Source organism: Nocardia sp. NPDC051321, from assembly GCF_044455225.1.
GTDB lineage: Bacteria > Actinomycetota > Actinomycetes > Mycobacteriales > Mycobacteriaceae > Nocardia.
This window is the reverse complement of sequence record NZ_JBITEM010000007.1, coordinates 490,060-503,731: the sequence shown is the minus strand read 5'-3', so window position 1 is coordinate 503,731 and position 13,672 is coordinate 490,060. Positions and strand designations below refer to the sequence as shown.

General features: G+C 65.7%; 13 protein-coding genes. 6 read left to right on the top strand and 7 right to left on the bottom strand.

The features are described 5' to 3' along the window. Positions 1-199 precede the first annotated feature (199 nt). Entirely contained in the window at positions 200-1,609 is a 1,410-nt protein-coding gene (locus ACIA8C_RS19810) for an MFS transporter (RefSeq protein ID WP_397136539.1), read from the bottom strand. Between the two features lie 98 nt (positions 1,610-1,707). Here ACIA8C_RS19810 and ACIA8C_RS19805 point away from each other — a divergent pair, with 98 nt between their 5' ends. The 3 genes from ACIA8C_RS19805 (at position 1,708) to recX (ending at position 4,847) form a co-directional block, all read left to right on the top strand. Further along, positions 1,708-2,730 carry an Lrp/AsnC family transcriptional regulator gene (locus ACIA8C_RS19805; protein ID WP_397136536.1) on the top strand — a complete coding sequence of 341 codons (1,023 nt, stop codon included), beginning with the start codon at positions 1,708-1,710 and terminating at the stop codon, positions 2,728-2,730. A 178-nt stretch (positions 2,731-2,908) separates the two neighbouring features. Continuing rightward, complete coding sequence (gene recA / locus ACIA8C_RS19800) at positions 2,909-3,955, top strand: recombinase RecA (RefSeq protein WP_397136534.1); 1,047 nt, start codon at positions 2,909-2,911, stop codon at positions 3,953-3,955. Between the two features lie 343 nt (positions 3,956-4,298). Next, complete coding sequence (gene recX, locus ACIA8C_RS19795) at positions 4,299-4,847, top strand: recombination regulator RecX (RefSeq protein WP_397136598.1); 549 nt, start codon at positions 4,299-4,301, stop codon at positions 4,845-4,847. A gap of 512 nt (positions 4,848-5,359) precedes the next feature. On the opposite strand, the gene ACIA8C_RS19790 is transcribed toward recX, so the two are convergent. Beyond that, positions 5,360-5,761, bottom strand: coding sequence for a hypothetical protein (locus tag ACIA8C_RS19790; protein ID WP_397136532.1), 402 nt, complete (start codon positions 5,759-5,761; stop codon positions 5,360-5,362). Between the two features lie 269 nt (positions 5,762-6,030). Between ACIA8C_RS19790 and ACIA8C_RS19785 the strand changes: the two genes are divergently transcribed. From ACIA8C_RS19785 to ACIA8C_RS19775, 3 genes are read left to right on the top strand one after another with little or no spacing between them, the layout of a single operon-like run. Next, on the top strand, positions 6,031-6,252 hold the full coding sequence (locus ACIA8C_RS19785) for a hypothetical protein (RefSeq protein ID WP_397136530.1): 222 nt from the start codon (positions 6,031-6,033) through the stop codon (positions 6,250-6,252). Further along, on the top strand, positions 6,233-6,751 hold the full coding sequence (locus tag ACIA8C_RS19780) for a DUF6879 family protein (RefSeq protein ID WP_397136528.1): 519 nt from the start codon (positions 6,233-6,235) through the stop codon (positions 6,749-6,751). The genes ACIA8C_RS19785 and ACIA8C_RS19780 overlap by 20 nt, the downstream gene beginning before the upstream one ends. After that, entirely contained in the window at positions 6,732-7,586 is an 855-nt protein-coding gene (locus tag ACIA8C_RS19775; protein WP_397136526.1) for a helix-turn-helix domain-containing protein, read from the top strand. Before ACIA8C_RS19780 ends, ACIA8C_RS19775 begins: the two co-directional genes overlap by 20 nt. Before the next feature lie 6 nt (positions 7,587-7,592). On the opposite strand, the gene ACIA8C_RS19770 is transcribed toward ACIA8C_RS19775, so the two are convergent. The 5 genes from ACIA8C_RS19770 to ACIA8C_RS19750 all read right to left on the bottom strand — a co-directional run bounded on the left by ACIA8C_RS19770 (position 7,593) and on the right by ACIA8C_RS19750 (position 13,645). Then, on the bottom strand, positions 7,593-9,842 hold the full coding sequence (locus tag ACIA8C_RS19770) for a M20/M25/M40 family metallo-hydrolase (RefSeq protein WP_397136596.1): 2,250 nt from the start codon (positions 9,840-9,842) through the stop codon (positions 7,593-7,595). 337 nt (positions 9,843-10,179) lie between these two features. Continuing rightward, positions 10,180-10,491, bottom strand: coding sequence for a hypothetical protein (locus tag ACIA8C_RS19765; RefSeq protein ID WP_397136524.1), 312 nt, complete (start codon positions 10,489-10,491; stop codon positions 10,180-10,182). A 645-nt stretch (positions 10,492-11,136) separates the two neighbouring features. Next, positions 11,137-12,036 (bottom strand): amino acid ABC transporter permease, encoded by a 900-nt coding sequence (locus ACIA8C_RS19760; protein ID WP_397136522.1) that lies wholly within the window; start codon positions 12,034-12,036, stop codon positions 11,137-11,139. Beyond that, the gene (locus ACIA8C_RS19755; RefSeq protein ID WP_397136520.1) at positions 12,033-12,713 is read right to left on the bottom strand and encodes an amino acid ABC transporter permease; all 681 of its coding nucleotides are present in this window, start codon (positions 12,711-12,713) and stop codon (positions 12,033-12,035) included. Before ACIA8C_RS19755 ends, ACIA8C_RS19760 begins: the two co-directional genes overlap by 4 nt. Positions 12,714-12,808: 95 nt before the next feature. Continuing rightward, a complete protein-coding gene (locus ACIA8C_RS19750) occupies positions 12,809-13,645 on the bottom strand; it encodes a glutamate ABC transporter substrate-binding protein (protein ID WP_397136518.1) in 837 nt (278 codons plus the stop codon). Positions 13,646-13,672 lie beyond the last annotated feature (27 nt).

Here is a 13,672-nt window from a genome sequence, read left to right as displayed (position 1 = left end):
GCAAACGTCACGGCTTCCGCACACCCATCCACATCCTCAATGACATACTCACCAAACCACCCACTGTTGCATCGACCGCGTGAATCCGCCCAAGAGGGCACCTGCACCAGTTCCCCTTGATCTTGGTCGCGAGGTGGGAGGTTGGCGAATGACGGCGCCGTCCGGGGTGGACGGCGCCGTGGTCGGGAAACTCGGATCGTCAGGCGGCGGCGACTTTCTGCTCGACGTTGACCGATGGCACGAGGGGGCGTTGGCGGTGGAAGAGGGCGAAGGCGAGTAGCCCGAAGACGATGCCTACGGCTGCGGCGACTGTGAAGGCGGCGTCGAGCCCGGCTACGAAGTGCGGCAACGTCATCGGCTGATCCCCGTTCGATACGCCACGGAATACCGTGCCGAGCACCGCGACTCCGAGCGCGAGCCCGAGTTGCCGTGCCGTGTTCACCGCACCCGCCGCCGTGCCACCCTGCTGCGGCGGCACCGCCGCCATGCCCACCGACACGAGGGCGGGTGCGTTGATGCCGATCCCGGCGCCGATCACCACGAACCCGGGAATCAGTGCAGGCCATGATGATCCGGCGTCGATCACGGTGAGCAGACCGGTGCCGATGCCGACCACCACCAATCCCGCGCCGATGGTCCACTTCGGCGGCGCGTCGTGCATCAACCGACCGAACACCCCGGCGACCAGGAACGCGGTCGCGGCCATCGGCAGCGACGCCAAGCCCGCGTGCAGCGGCGTCATCTGCAACTGTTGCTGCAACCACAGCGAAACCAGGGGAGCGCTGGCGAAAGCCGCGAACGTTTGCCCGCCTGCACCGAGCAGGGTTGCCCCGAAGTCGCGATTACGCAGCAGCGCCAGCGGGAACATCGGTGCGGCACTGCGGGATTCGACGACCGCGAAGACGGCCACCGCGACGACGCCCAGCATCAGCGCGGTCACCGCGCGACCGTCCGACCAGCCGTGCTCACCGCCGCGAATGACGCCGTAGGTGAGTGCGGTCGCCGCGGTAGCGAAGGCGAGCATGCCCGGTACGTCGACGGCACGGTCCGCGCGGCGCACCGACGCGGGGAACACGCTGGCGGTCAACGCGATTGCCAGCACCGCGATCGGCAGGTTGACGAAGAAGATCCACCGCCACGACAACGCCTCGGTCAGCACGCCGCCGAGCACCACACCGATGCCCGCCGCCGCGCCGGACACCGCGCCCCAGACGCCGAAGGCGATGCCGCGGTCGCGTCCGGTGTAGGTCGAGTGCAGCAGCGACAGCGTTGTCGCGAACATCGCGGCCCCGCCGATGCCCTGAAGTACCCGCCCCGCAATGAGATTCGACGAGGTATCGGCGATGCCGCAGCCGAGCGAGGCGAGGGCGAACAGGACTAGCCCGGCGAGATAGGCGCGTTTCGCGCCGACCCGGTCGGCGAGCGAACCGAGGACGAGCAACAGGGCGGCCAACGCCAGTGCGTAACCATCGACCACCCATTGCAGGCTGGACAGTCCGGCGTGCAGATCGACCGCGATGTTGGGCAGCGCGACATTCACGATGGTGACGTCGATGAGGAGCATGAGCGTGCCGAGACACGCGGCGAACAGGGGGAGCCATTTCTTCACGGGGGCCTCCACGGCGGAATCGAACGATATCGACGCCAAGCGTGCGGCAATCGAACGTATCCCCCTAGTCAGACCGCCTGCTGCGTTAGATTCCTCCTATGCAGCCCGATGTCACTTTGGAATCCTCCGTGCTGGACGTTCTCGATTGGCAAATCCTGCACGCGCTGGTGCACGACGCCCGGATCCCGTTCGCCAAGCTCGGCGGCATTCTCGATGTCTCCGAGCAGACGGTCGCGCGCCGCTACCGCGCGCTGCGCGAGCGCGGCATCATGCACGTGTCCGGGCAGGTGAACGCGGTGCCGCTCGGGCACGCGCGGTGGGTGCTGCGGATCAAGTCGACACCGGACAAGGCGCTGCGGCTGGCCGAATCACTGGCCAGATTCCCGGATTTGAGCTGGGTCACGCTGCTGTCCACCGGCTCCGAGGTGACGTGTGTGAGCAGGCCGCGCTCCCTCGAACGACGCGACGCGCTGCTGCTGCACACGCTGCCGCGGGCGAGTCAGGTGCGCGAGGTGACCGCGCACGAGGTGATGCACCGGTTCGAGGCCGACGAGGAATGGCCGCGCCTCAGCCACCTCTTCACCGACGAGCAGCTGCGCGAACTGGCTCCGCAGCGCTCCCGGGCGGCCGGACCGGGACCGGATACGCCGCCGGACCTGACGCCCGAGGACGAGGCGATGCTCGCGTTGCTCGGCCGCGACGGGCGGGCGCCCTACGCGCAGATCGCCGCCGAAACCGGTTGGACCGCACCACGAGTCGCGCGGCGGATGACCGAGCTCGCGCAGTCCGGCGTGCTCTATTTCGACCTCGACTTCGCGATCGATGGGATGGGCTACACCGTGCGGGCGGCGCTGTGGTTGCGGGTGCGCCCGGCCGACCTGGACGCCGTGGGCAGGGCGATGGTGAACCACCCCGAGATCGTGTTCGTCGCCGCGACCACCGGCCCGACCAACATGATGGCGTCGATCCTCTGCCGCGACACGCCCCACCTCTACCGCTACATCACCGAACGCCTCGGCGCACTGAACGGCATCACCGACCTGGAGGTCACCCCGGCGCTGCGCGTGCTCAAGCAGGCGCAGACGCTGCTCGACAGCGACCGGGTGTCGCCCGTGCATTAACCAGACCCACTAGCGCGGCGTTTGCCGAGGCCGCGGAAGTTCTAATCCATGTTCCCGGGCGCGTCGCTTGACTCGAACACGTGTTCGTCTAATCTTGGCGCCAGAACTTGTCGGTGCCGCCCTCTAATGTTGGCGCCAACCACAGCAGAGACTTACCCGTCGAAAAGGGGATCAAGACATGGCACCACAGGCGTACGACCGCGACAAGGCTCTCGAACTCGCTCTTGCTCAGGTTGAGAAGAACTTCGGCAAGGGCGCGGTCATGCGTCTCGGTGATGAGGTACGTCAGCCCCTCGCGGTGATCCCGACCGGCTCCATCGCGCTGGATGTCGCGCTCGGTATCGGCGGTCTGCCGCGCGGCCGCATCGTCGAGGTATACGGCCCGGAATCCTCGGGTAAGACCACCGTCGCGCTGCACGCGGTGGCCAATGCTCAGGCCGCGGGCGGCGTCGCCGCGTTCATCGACGCCGAGCACGCGCTCGACCCCGATTACGCCAAGAAGCTCGGTGTCGACACCGACGCGCTGCTCGTCTCGCAGCCGGACACCGGTGAGCAGGCGCTGGAAATCGCGGACATGCTGGTCCGCTCCGGTGCCATCGACATCATCGTCATCGACTCGGTGGCCGCCTTGGTGCCGCGCGCCGAGATCGAGGGCGAAATGGGCGACAGCCACGTCGGTCTGCAGGCCCGCCTGATGAGCCAGGCGCTGCGCAAGATGACCGGTGCGCTCAGCAACTCCAACACCACCGCCATCTTCATCAACCAGCTGCGCGAGAAGATCGGCGTGATGTTCGGTTCCCCCGAAACCACCACGGGCGGTAAGGCGTTGAAGTTCTACGCCTCGGTCCGCCTCGACGTGCGCCGCATCGAAACGCTCAAGGACGGCACCGACGCGGTCGGCAACCGTACCCGGGTGAAGGTCGTGAAGAACAAGGTCAGCCCGCCGTTCAAGCAGGCCGAGTTCGACATCCTCTACGGCCATGGCATTTCCAAGGAGGGCTCGCTCATCGACATGGGTGTCGAGCACGGCTTCGTGCGCAAGTCCGGCTCCTGGTACACCTACGAGGGCGACCAGCTCGGCCAGGGCAAGGAGAACGCCCGCAAGTTCCTGCTGGAGAACGTCGACATCTGCAACGAGATCGAGAAGAAGATCAAGGAGAAGCTCGGCATCGGCGCCGACGTCACCGCGGATGCGGCTGCCGCCGAGGCCCCCGCCGATTTCTGATCCGATGAACGACCGACGCCAGTCCCCGCCGCGCCGGACCGCGCCCGATGAGTCGCGGTCCGAGCCGGTGCAGGAGATGCGCCGTCGGCTCCATGAACTCCTGTCCGCCTCCGGTGCCGCCACCGATCCGCTCGGATCTTGGCCCGGCGAACAGGACCCCGGACGAGTCCGGTCGGTCGAAGGTGGTTCGACCGAACCGGACACCATGGGAACTCGGTCGAGCGCGTCCGATCCGCAGCGGGCGCGTTCGACTGGGTCCGGCCGCGGACGTCGAAAGGCGTCCCGGCGCACAGACTCCCAGTCGGCTGACTCCGAACATGCCGAAGGCCGATGGGCGGATCCGGTGGCGGCCGGATCCGAGCGGGGTGCCCGCTCTACGGAGCTCACCCCGCCAGGCGGGACGGTCGAGCAGGCGAAGGAGGCATGTCTTCGCCTGCTCGCCGTCCGCGCCCGCAGCCGTGCCGAACTCGCCCAACGCCTCGCGGCCAAGGGCTACAGCGCGGAGGTCACCGACCCGGCCCTCGACCGGCTCACCGAGGTCGGCCTGATCGATGACGCCGCCTTCGCCGAAGAATGGGTGCACGCCCGGCACACCTTCTCCGGCAAGGGCAAACAGGCGCTCGCCCAGGAACTCCGCCGCAAAGGCGTAGCCGACACCGACGCCGCGCCCGCCCTCGACGCCATCAGCTCCGACGACGAGGAATCCCGCGCCCGCGAACTCGTCCGCCGCAAACTCCGCAGCATCCCGTCCGGCCTCGACCGAGACAAAACACTCCGCCGCCTCGTCGGCATGCTCGCCCGCCGCGGCTACAACCAATCCACCGCCTTCACCGTGGTGAAATCCGAACTGTCCCAAGCCGAATTCGACACCGCGGACCTCGAACAGGACTAGCGAAGAATTCCCTTCCCCGCCAGGTCCGAGCTCGGATGCGCGAGGTGGCTGTTTGCTCGCCAACCTGAAATCAGGACGGTCGCGTGGGCCTGCTTGCCGTGGCTGAGCTCCGGTGTTCGAGTCGGATGTCCGGTCCGCTGCTTGCTCGGCGGCCCTGAGTTCTTATATTCGGGCCGTAGCTTCTCGCCGGTCTGCGAGGCGGCCTCTTGCCCGCCGACCTGAATCCGACGGTCAAGACCGCCGTTGCTTGCCGTGCCTTATCCCCGTATCGAGCCGTTGCTTTGCTGTGTCTAGTTTGGACGTTCGAGGTTGTAGGTTTTTCGCCGTAGCCGAGTTCGGCGGTTCAAGCCGCTGCTGCCTCGCTGAGTTAGCGAGGGCCGTCGGTGCCTTGCCGTGGCTTATGTCGGGTGTCGGGGCCGTTGCTTGCTGTGTCTGGTTTGGACGTTCGAGGTTGTAGGTTCCTCGCTGCGGCTGAGTTCGGGCGGTTGACGTCGTCGGTGCCTGGCTGGACGTTAGTCCGGGTATTCGGCGCCGTCCGGGCGCTGTCGGGCTGTTGTGTCGAGGGGGCTTGTCGCGTCGGTTCCGGGGGCAGGCCAGCGGTCTGTCGGCAAAGCCCAGCGGGCGTAGGTGTTTTCTGGGTTCACTGTGATCACATCGCAGACGCGCACCAACCGATCCAACTCGTCTGACAGATGGGCGAGGGTCGGCGTGACCACCGCGTCCGCGTCGACTCGGGTGATCGTGTTCAGCAGTTGCGACACCGGCTCATCGGTGTGCGGGCCGAACACCACGATCTTGGCCAGCTCATAGCCGAGTCTCTTTGCCACGCTGCGGATCTGGGTCTCGTCCCAGACCTGCGACACCCCCGACACGTCGCGGCGCAGATAGCCGATCGCGGTAGGCCTTCCCCACATCCCCAGTTGCCCTCTCGTTGGTTGCTCGTGTCCCGTGCAATCTCCGAGATTAGAAGTGGCTAGTGCCGCATGGATAGCATGTTGCGAAAGGTTGCGGGAGTGAAGCACTCTGCCTATAGATGACTGGTCACCGTGGCGGATTCCCCTGCACAGCATACATATTCGCTAGTTCCCAGACGCTCTTTCCTCTTGACCCGTAGTCCGGCGAAGCGGGACAATCGACACGCTCGGGGCAACAGTTCGCAACATCCCATGACAAGGGGTCAACGATGCGTCTGACTTTTATCGGCGAAGATCCGGGCTCGAATCCGAACGGCTCGCCCACGGTGTATCGCACCGACCGGGATTCGTGGATCGTGCAGGGATGGGTAGTGACCGACCCCGATGCTCTTGCCCACATGAACATTCCGCAGGGCGAAACCTGCGTAGAGATCCCCGACAGGATGATCCAGTTCTTCAGGAAGGGAGACCGTGGCATCGATAGCCTATGAAGAGTTCGAGCGATTACTGGGCGAGTTCGCGGTGCAGTCAGTGCATCTGGAGACTCGGGACACCTACCGGACGGCGGTCGAGCTGCCACATATCGCCCAGTGGACCGCCGGTGAGCCCGATGACCTGGTCTGGCTGCGGGATTGGTGCGCAACGGTCCGCGACCACGTGTCGGCGGGCCGGTCGGTGCGCCGAGCCAGGATCGTGTCGGAACCGTTGAGCGACTATCAGCGCTGGTCGCACAGCATCGCCGCGCCGATGGTCGAGGCAGGCGAGGACATCCGCTGGGTTCCTCGGCGTCTGACGTCGTCGGTGGCCATCCCCGGCAACGACTTCTACCTCTTGGACAACCGACTCGTGATCTTCCTCCACTACGCGGGCAGCGGGGTGGCCACCGATAGGGTTACTTCCATAGACCCGCACGATATTCAGCTGTGCCGCACCGCCTTCGAGGCCGTGTGGCGGCTGGCCATACCGCACCGTGACTACCGGCCCAGCTAGTTCCGCGCAGGAGGCCCGACGGGCCCTCGGCAGCCGGCTGCGGGACATCCGCAAAGCCGCCGGTATCACCATCCGTCAGCTCGGCGCGGAAACCGGCCAGCATTTCACGCGCGTGTCCAAGATCGAGAACGGCGTGCAGTTCCCGACCGATCGCGACATCCGCGCCTGGTGTCAGGTCTGCGCCGCCGTCGATCAGGAACTCGACTTGGTCGCGACGCTGCGCGCGGTCGACACGGCCTATCTGGAATACCGGCGGCAGAGCCGGGCAGGCATGAAGCGGGTGCTCGGCGCGCACACGCCCGAGCGGTATCAGGCGACGAAGGTGTTTCGCATCTACGAGCACAACGTCATCCCCGGCCTCTTTCAGACAGCGGAGTACACGGCGGCCATGCTGGCGTTCTGGATCCGTTTTCTCGACACCCCCAACGACCTCGAGGAAGCCGTCGCCGTGCGCATGGAGCGGCAACGCGTGCTACATCGTGGCGGCAAACGGTTCGTGGCCCTGCTCGAGGAGCAGGCGCTGCGCACCTGGTTCGGCACGGCGGAAATCCAAGCGGGACAACTGGGTCGGCTGCTGGAACTGATGTCGATGCCGAACATCTCGCTCGGCATCATTCCGCTCATGACCGAACGCGAGGCGGTCGGCTCCACCGGATTCTGGATCTTCGACGATGCCATGGTCGCGTTGGAGACGCCGACCGCGGGCATTCAGGTCACCCAGCCTGCCGAGTGCGCGATGTATGCGCGCATGTTCGAGGTCCTCAAGGGCGCGGCCGTCTATGGTCGCGACGCACGAGGACTCATCTTGCAGGTGCTGAGCGAGTTGGACGGATAGGACCGCTCACAGTCCCGGGATGGTGACGAAGACGGCGCCGAGGCTGTCCTGTCGGAAGAAGATGTCGGCCGGGGGATTTCGGTAGGACGGTATTCCGGAGTCGGGGAGCCAGGTGTAGTCCACCAGTCGCAGCGGTAGCGGTCCGGCGGGTGCGACCAGCTGCACTTCGATGCCGTCGGGCGAGGGAGCGTAGAACTGAAAGCCTGATTTCGGCGGAGGAGTCACGTCGCGGCCTGCCACCCGCAGCGAGAGCGGTGCGGTGTCGTAGCGCAGGGCGATGTTCGTCGCGCCGCGGGTGGAACGCAGCCGCAGGCGGACCGTGCGTTGTCCGGATTCGGTGGTGTCGGAGAGGATTTCGGCGGTCGGCGGGGAGAGTTTTTCGGCAGGCGCGACACCACTCGCGGCGATGTCCGGCCAGAGTTGGGCGAAGCGCGCGCCGGGCGCGGTGTCGTCGATGAGATGGCGGGTCCAGCGATCGGGCGCTGCACGCGAGAGCCATCGCGCCTCGTTGTGGTCGGCGTCGAGCGCGTAGATGAGTTGGGACGGCAGCGGATGCTGATCGTCGAAGCGGTCCACCGCCAGCCCGGCGGCCGCGAGCGCGAGGGCGAGGGCAAACGCGGTCGACGGAATTGCCCAGCCGCGCCGATCGGGCCACGCCTGGGTGAGGGTGAGCAGGAGGAGTCCGCCGAGTAGCACCACTGCGGGTGCGACCAGGAACGGGGCCGTGGTGATGCCGGTTTGCAACGCGGGCCACGTTGCGCTGCCGAGGAATATCGCCGCAGGCACGAGGAAGACGGTCAGCACCGGCAGCCGCCATCGATCGGGTACCGCGAAGGTGGCCGCCATCCCCACCAGCGCACCGAGGGTTGGCACCACCGCCACGTGCGCGGTGCCCGGCGCGAGGATCGCGAGTGCCGCGCCCAGTATCGCCAGGCAGCACAACAGCCCGGCCACGGCGCCAGTGCTGCCGAACAGTCGTCGCGCGATCGCATACCAAGCGACGAGCACCGCGGCCGACAGCACGAGAATCGCCACGTAGTAGAACTCGGGCTGATACGGGTCGCCGATCAGCGGCCGGTACTCCGGCCGGATCGTCTGCACCGCTTCCCACAGCCCGTAGACGGCGCCCGCCGCGAGCGGTGCCGCGACGAAAGCCATTGTGGCAGCGCCGAGTATCCCCCGCAGACTGGTCTCGCCGGTCCGCCGGAGCCGCAAGCAGAGCCATGCCACGCCGACCACGGTGCCCGCGGCCAGCGCGATGATCACCCAGAACGGCAGCACCACAAGCACACCGAACGGCAGCTGGAAGTACGCGCGATCGGTGTCGTCCGCGACGGTAAGGTCCTTGCCGCCGAACTCCTTGACCAGTGCGAGGCTGTTGTCGCCCATCTGCTGCACCGTCGCCAGGTCCACGTGCGCCGGATCGTCGAGACGGTTGTGGTAGTACGCGCTGCGACCGGCGAAGGCCCAGTCGAGCACGCGCAGGCCGCCGGGCTCGAACGAGGCGAAGTCGGTGTTGCTTCCGGTCTGCGCGCCGGCCAGCGTCGTGGTCAACGAGTCGGTGTTCGGATACGGCGCAGCCTGCTCGACGGCGTCCACCAGCGCGCCGTCGGGATGGGTGGTCCGCCACAACAACGGTGGGCCACCCGCACCGCGCGCCTCATGATTGATGACCACACCGTTCTGGCGGCCGTCTTTACCCGCCGCGACAAACGCTTCCGCGCCGAGCAGCCCGGTCTCCTCGCCGTCGGTCAGCAGCACCACCACGTCATTACGCAACGCCGTACCGCCGGCTCGCAGCGCACGCACGGCTTCCAGTACCGCCGCGACCCCGACGCCATCATCATTCGCGCCAGGCCCGGAAGCGACGGAATCATAGTGTGCCGTCAGGAAAACCGTTCCGGTCGAATCCGTCCCAGGCAGCCGGGCGACGATGTTGGCAACCCGCCCCATCCCGAGCACGTCTCGCCGCAGCCCGCTCGGGTAACGCCCGACCCCCTCTCGAATCTCGGTGTCCACCCCGAGCTTGCGCAGTTCCCCGACCAGATGATCACGAACCCGGTCATGCTCCGCCGTGCCGATCGGATGTGGCTGCCGCGCGATCTCCTGCACCACCCGAAATGCCCGCTCAGCACTGAACACATCGGCTGGCGCCGACTCGGCCCGATGCCCGTGCGGCTGCTGATCCCACGCGGTCAACACCGCAACAGCGAGCAGCACAGCAAACGCCAAGAACCCCGAAACCCGTCGCCCCATCTCCACGACCCGATCGTAGTCGGCCCCTCTGACAACCGGCCGCCCCCAATGTCACCGCCCCCGCTGGTCTCGCGCACGGTTACTCGACCCGCGCACAAGTCCGCGGGCGCCGTGTCCAGACAGGTTGCCGCGGCAACCGCCGACCCCGCCACACGAATCCTGATGTCCCGCACCACTACTTGCCGCCCAGACCCGTGCGTCTGTTTCAAGCGCAAACGAAAGACGGTGCGCTGGAGTGGAAACCGCATCCAGCGCACCGCGGTTATGCAGGCGCGGGCCTGTCCTGGCGATCAACCACTCGGATGCTTGTCAGCGGAGATATGGCCGAAGGACGTTGTCAGTAGTCCCGCGTCTCTATTCCGGCGTTCGTCTCGACAGTGAATTCGGGGCAGGTCACCATGGATGGCTCGTCTTGCATCCAGATCGGCGCAGTGCGAGGGATTATCTGCGTGCCGTCGAAGCTGACGCAAACCGCGGTCGCTCGAAAGCTCCCACCGTTCGGATTCACACAAGTCGCCATCGCGCCTCGTCCGACCAAGTGTGATGTGCAATCTGTTGGTGTATCCGCAGTGGCAGATGCTGAGCCCAGAATTTGTGCGACCGATGCGGCGGCAAAGAGACCGGCAAGGGTGATGTGTTTGATGCGCATGTGCTTTTTCCTCTAGTTCTTCGAGTCGATGCCGCTAGAGGACACATACTGTGCTCCTTGGCAGAATGCCCTGGATACGGTGGTTGCGTCTTCCCAATTCCCATATTGAAACGAGCGCTCCCCCGTGCCGGGGTCTTCGCATACCGCAACCGCCCGGTGCTGCCCCGAGCCGGAACTGCACACCGTTGTCACCGAAATCTTCCTGAAATCGATGGTGTCGTCGCAGTTTTCAGGTCGTGCAGAGGCAATGCCGGTGCTGAGTGCCGCAACCAGCGCTCCCATGCAGGCTACTGCCAGGGCACCCGACGTCACCCTTGTTGTCACGGATGGTTGTTTGCGAACTGGATTGGAATACCGCATGAAGTTCTACCTTCGATGGTTGATCGTGTTGGCAACAAACAAGACTCGAACAGGCGTCGGCTGTGCTGCGGACCCCTGAGCCCCCCTGAGTTGTTCTTTCAGAGGTATTGACGCATCAGAGCGGCGATCGGTTCCATCGGATTTTCAGAATTTTCGGGATGCCGTCTCGAGCACTCGGCACCTGCGGATGCGATGCGGCGGATCACGGTATTCAATGCGAACGGCGGTGCGCTGGAGCGGATTACCGCATCCAAGGCACCGCCGCGTCGCGTCGGAGTCGAATAGCTACTTCTTGGTGAGGTCCAATCCGGGCGCGGCATCGGTGAGTACCGATTCCGCCCCGACTACTGCGACTGCACCCTTGCCTCGCTTGCGTGCGCGTAGCCGCCGCTCGAGCCTGGTGGCGGCCTGGGTCAGCGCGCTGTTGAGAATGATCATGACGACAGCGATCACCATGAGGCTGGGGATCGTGTTCTGTTCAGCCGAGCCGAGTTGCTGGCTGGAGCGCACGATCTCGACATAGGTGATCTGGTAGCCCAGAGCCGAATCCTTCAGGGCGACAACCATTTGGGAGATCAACGCGGGCAGCATGGCGGTGATCGCCTGCGGCAGCAGGATCAGTCGCATCAGCTGGTTCTTGCGCATGCCCAAGGCCACCGCGGCCTCGGTCTGGCCCTTCGGCAGCGAGCGAATGCCCGCTCGCACGATCTCCGCGATGACCGAACCGTTGTAGATGGTCAGCGCGATCACGACGGCGGCCAACGCAAGATCGTCCGATTTGAACGTCTGATACTTCGCGAACGTGAAGAACAGGAAGATCATCAGGATCAGCACCGGAATGGCTCGCGCCACCTCGACGATCGTGCCTGCGACCAATCGGACCACGCGATGTTCGGACAACCGCAGAATGCCGAAGATCATGCCGAGCACCAGCGCGAACACGATCGACAGCAGGGCCGCGACGACGGTGCCCTTCAGGCCGGGCAGCAGATACGTCTGCCAGACCTGCAGGTCGAGGAATGGCTTCCACTTCTCGGCGGTGAACTGTCCTTTGTCGGCGAAGCCGCTGTAGAGCACCCAGAGAAAGGATGCCACGGCGACGACAACGACGACCGAGTAGATATGGTGCCGAACGCGGCCACGAGGGCCTGGTGCGTCGAACAGCACCGAAGGCGCAGCAGTCATCGTGCGATCTCGAATCGTTTGGCGAGCCAGCCGAAGAACAGGCCGGTCGGCAGGGTCAGGATGACGAACCCGAGGGCGAAGATGGCGCCGACGGAGATGACGTCTGCGGCGTTCTCGTTGATGTCGGCCATCAGGAACGCGGCCTCGACCACGCCGATGGCGGAGGCGATGGTGGTGTTCTTGGTCAACGCGATGAGCACGCTGCCGAGCGGGGCGATGACTACCCGGAAGGCCTGCGGCAGCACGATGAGCCGCAGATTCTGGCTGAAGGTCAGCCCGAGTGACCGGCCCGCCTCCGACTGGCCCATCGCGACGGTGTTGATGCCGGAGCGCAGGGATTCACAGACGAACGCCGCGGTGTAGATGCTGAGGCCGACGATGGCGTAGCGGAAGTTGTTCTGCGCGACCGAATCCGGTCCCTCGCCTGCGAGCTTCCAGCCCATCGTGGTGTAGAGGCCCAGCGACATGAAGACGATGATCAGCGTGAGCGGGGTGTTGCGGAAAATGGTGACGTAGGCGGTGCCTACCGCGCGGGCGATCGGTATGGGGGACACACGCAGCGCGGCGACTAAAGTGCCCAGGATCAGCGCGCCGACCGCGGAGAGAACGGTCAGTTTGATGGTCACCCAGAAGGCGTCGAGGATTTGATCGTCATACCTCGAGATCAGGTCGAACACGGCGTACGTGTCCCTCCCATCGGGTCTCGATTGTCAGGGGGAGTGCGGCGGGCGGCCCGGCCCGGTGAGATCGGGCCGCCCGTGCGGGTTAGAACTCAGTACCGGTCGACCTTCGGCGGCGTCGGCGCCTGGTATCCGGATCCGCCGACGCTCGCGTCGAAGGCCTTCTTCCAGGAACCGTCGGCGAACATCGCCTCGATCGCGTCGTTCACCTTGTCGCGGAGCTCCTTGTCGCCCTTCTTCAGGCCGATGCCGTAGTTCTCCGTGGTGAACGGCTTGCCGACGACCTTGAACGCGCCGGTGCTCTGCGCGGCGTAGCCGGCCAGGATGATGTCGTCGGTGGTCACCGCGTCCCACGAACCGGCGCGCAGGCCCTCGAGGCACAGCGAGTAGGTGTCGTTGGCCTGCAGCTGGGTGTCCTTGAAGTTCTTATCGATGTTCTGGGCCGGCGTAGAACCCTTCACCGAGCAGACCTTCTTGCCCTTGAGCGACTCCGGGCTGCCGATGTCGGTGTTGTCGGCGCGCACCAGGAACGACTGTCCCGCAACGTAGTACGGGCCGGCGAAGTCGACCTTCTGCTTGCGTGCGTCGTTGATCGAGTAGCTGGCCACGATGTAGTCGACCTGGCCGTTCTCGATCAGCGTCTCGCGCTGGCTGGACGGCGACTCCTTGAAGGTGATGCCCTCCGGCTTCACACCGAGCTTGCCTGCCACGTACTTGGCGACCTCGACATCGAAGCCGCTGTAGGAGCCGTCCTTGTTGCGCAGGCCGATGCCGGGCTGGTCGAACTTGATGCCGATGGTGAGCTTGCCGTCCTTGGCGTGATCCAGGGCGGACTTGCTGTCACCGCCGCCACACGCGGTGGCGGTCGCGGCGACGACGGTCAGCGCGATCGCGCCGACTCCGAGTCGCAGAGCGCGGTTGATCCTCATCGAGTTTCCTTCTCCCTCTCATGGGTT

Excerpts from the sequence above, each read along its gene's own strand:
- ACIA8C_RS19805 (WP_397136536.1), top strand. The coding sequence starts at position 1,708 with ATGCAGCCCGATGTCACTTTGGAATCCTCCGTGCTGGACGTTCTCGAT.
- recA (WP_397136534.1), top strand. The coding sequence starts at position 2,909 with ATGGCACCACAGGCGTACGACCGCGACAAGGCTCTCGAACTCGCTCTT.
- ACIA8C_RS19790 (WP_397136532.1), bottom strand. The coding sequence starts at position 5,761 with ATGTGGGGAAGGCCTACCGCGATCGGCTATCTGCGCCGCGACGTGTCG.
- ACIA8C_RS19785 (WP_397136530.1), top strand. The coding sequence starts at position 6,031 with ATGCGTCTGACTTTTATCGGCGAAGATCCGGGCTCGAATCCGAACGGC.
- ACIA8C_RS19770 (WP_397136596.1), bottom strand. The coding sequence starts at position 9,842 with ATGGGGCGACGGGTTTCGGGGTTCTTGGCGTTTGCTGTGCTGCTCGCT.
- ACIA8C_RS19765 (WP_397136524.1), bottom strand. The coding sequence starts at position 10,491 with ATGCGCATCAAACACATCACCCTTGCCGGTCTCTTTGCCGCCGCATCG.
- ACIA8C_RS19760 (WP_397136522.1), bottom strand. The coding sequence starts at position 12,036 with ATGACTGCTGCGCCTTCGGTGCTGTTCGACGCACCAGGCCCTCGTGGC.
- ACIA8C_RS19750 (WP_397136518.1), bottom strand. The coding sequence starts at position 13,645 with ATGAGGATCAACCGCGCTCTGCGACTCGGAGTCGGCGCGATCGCGCTG.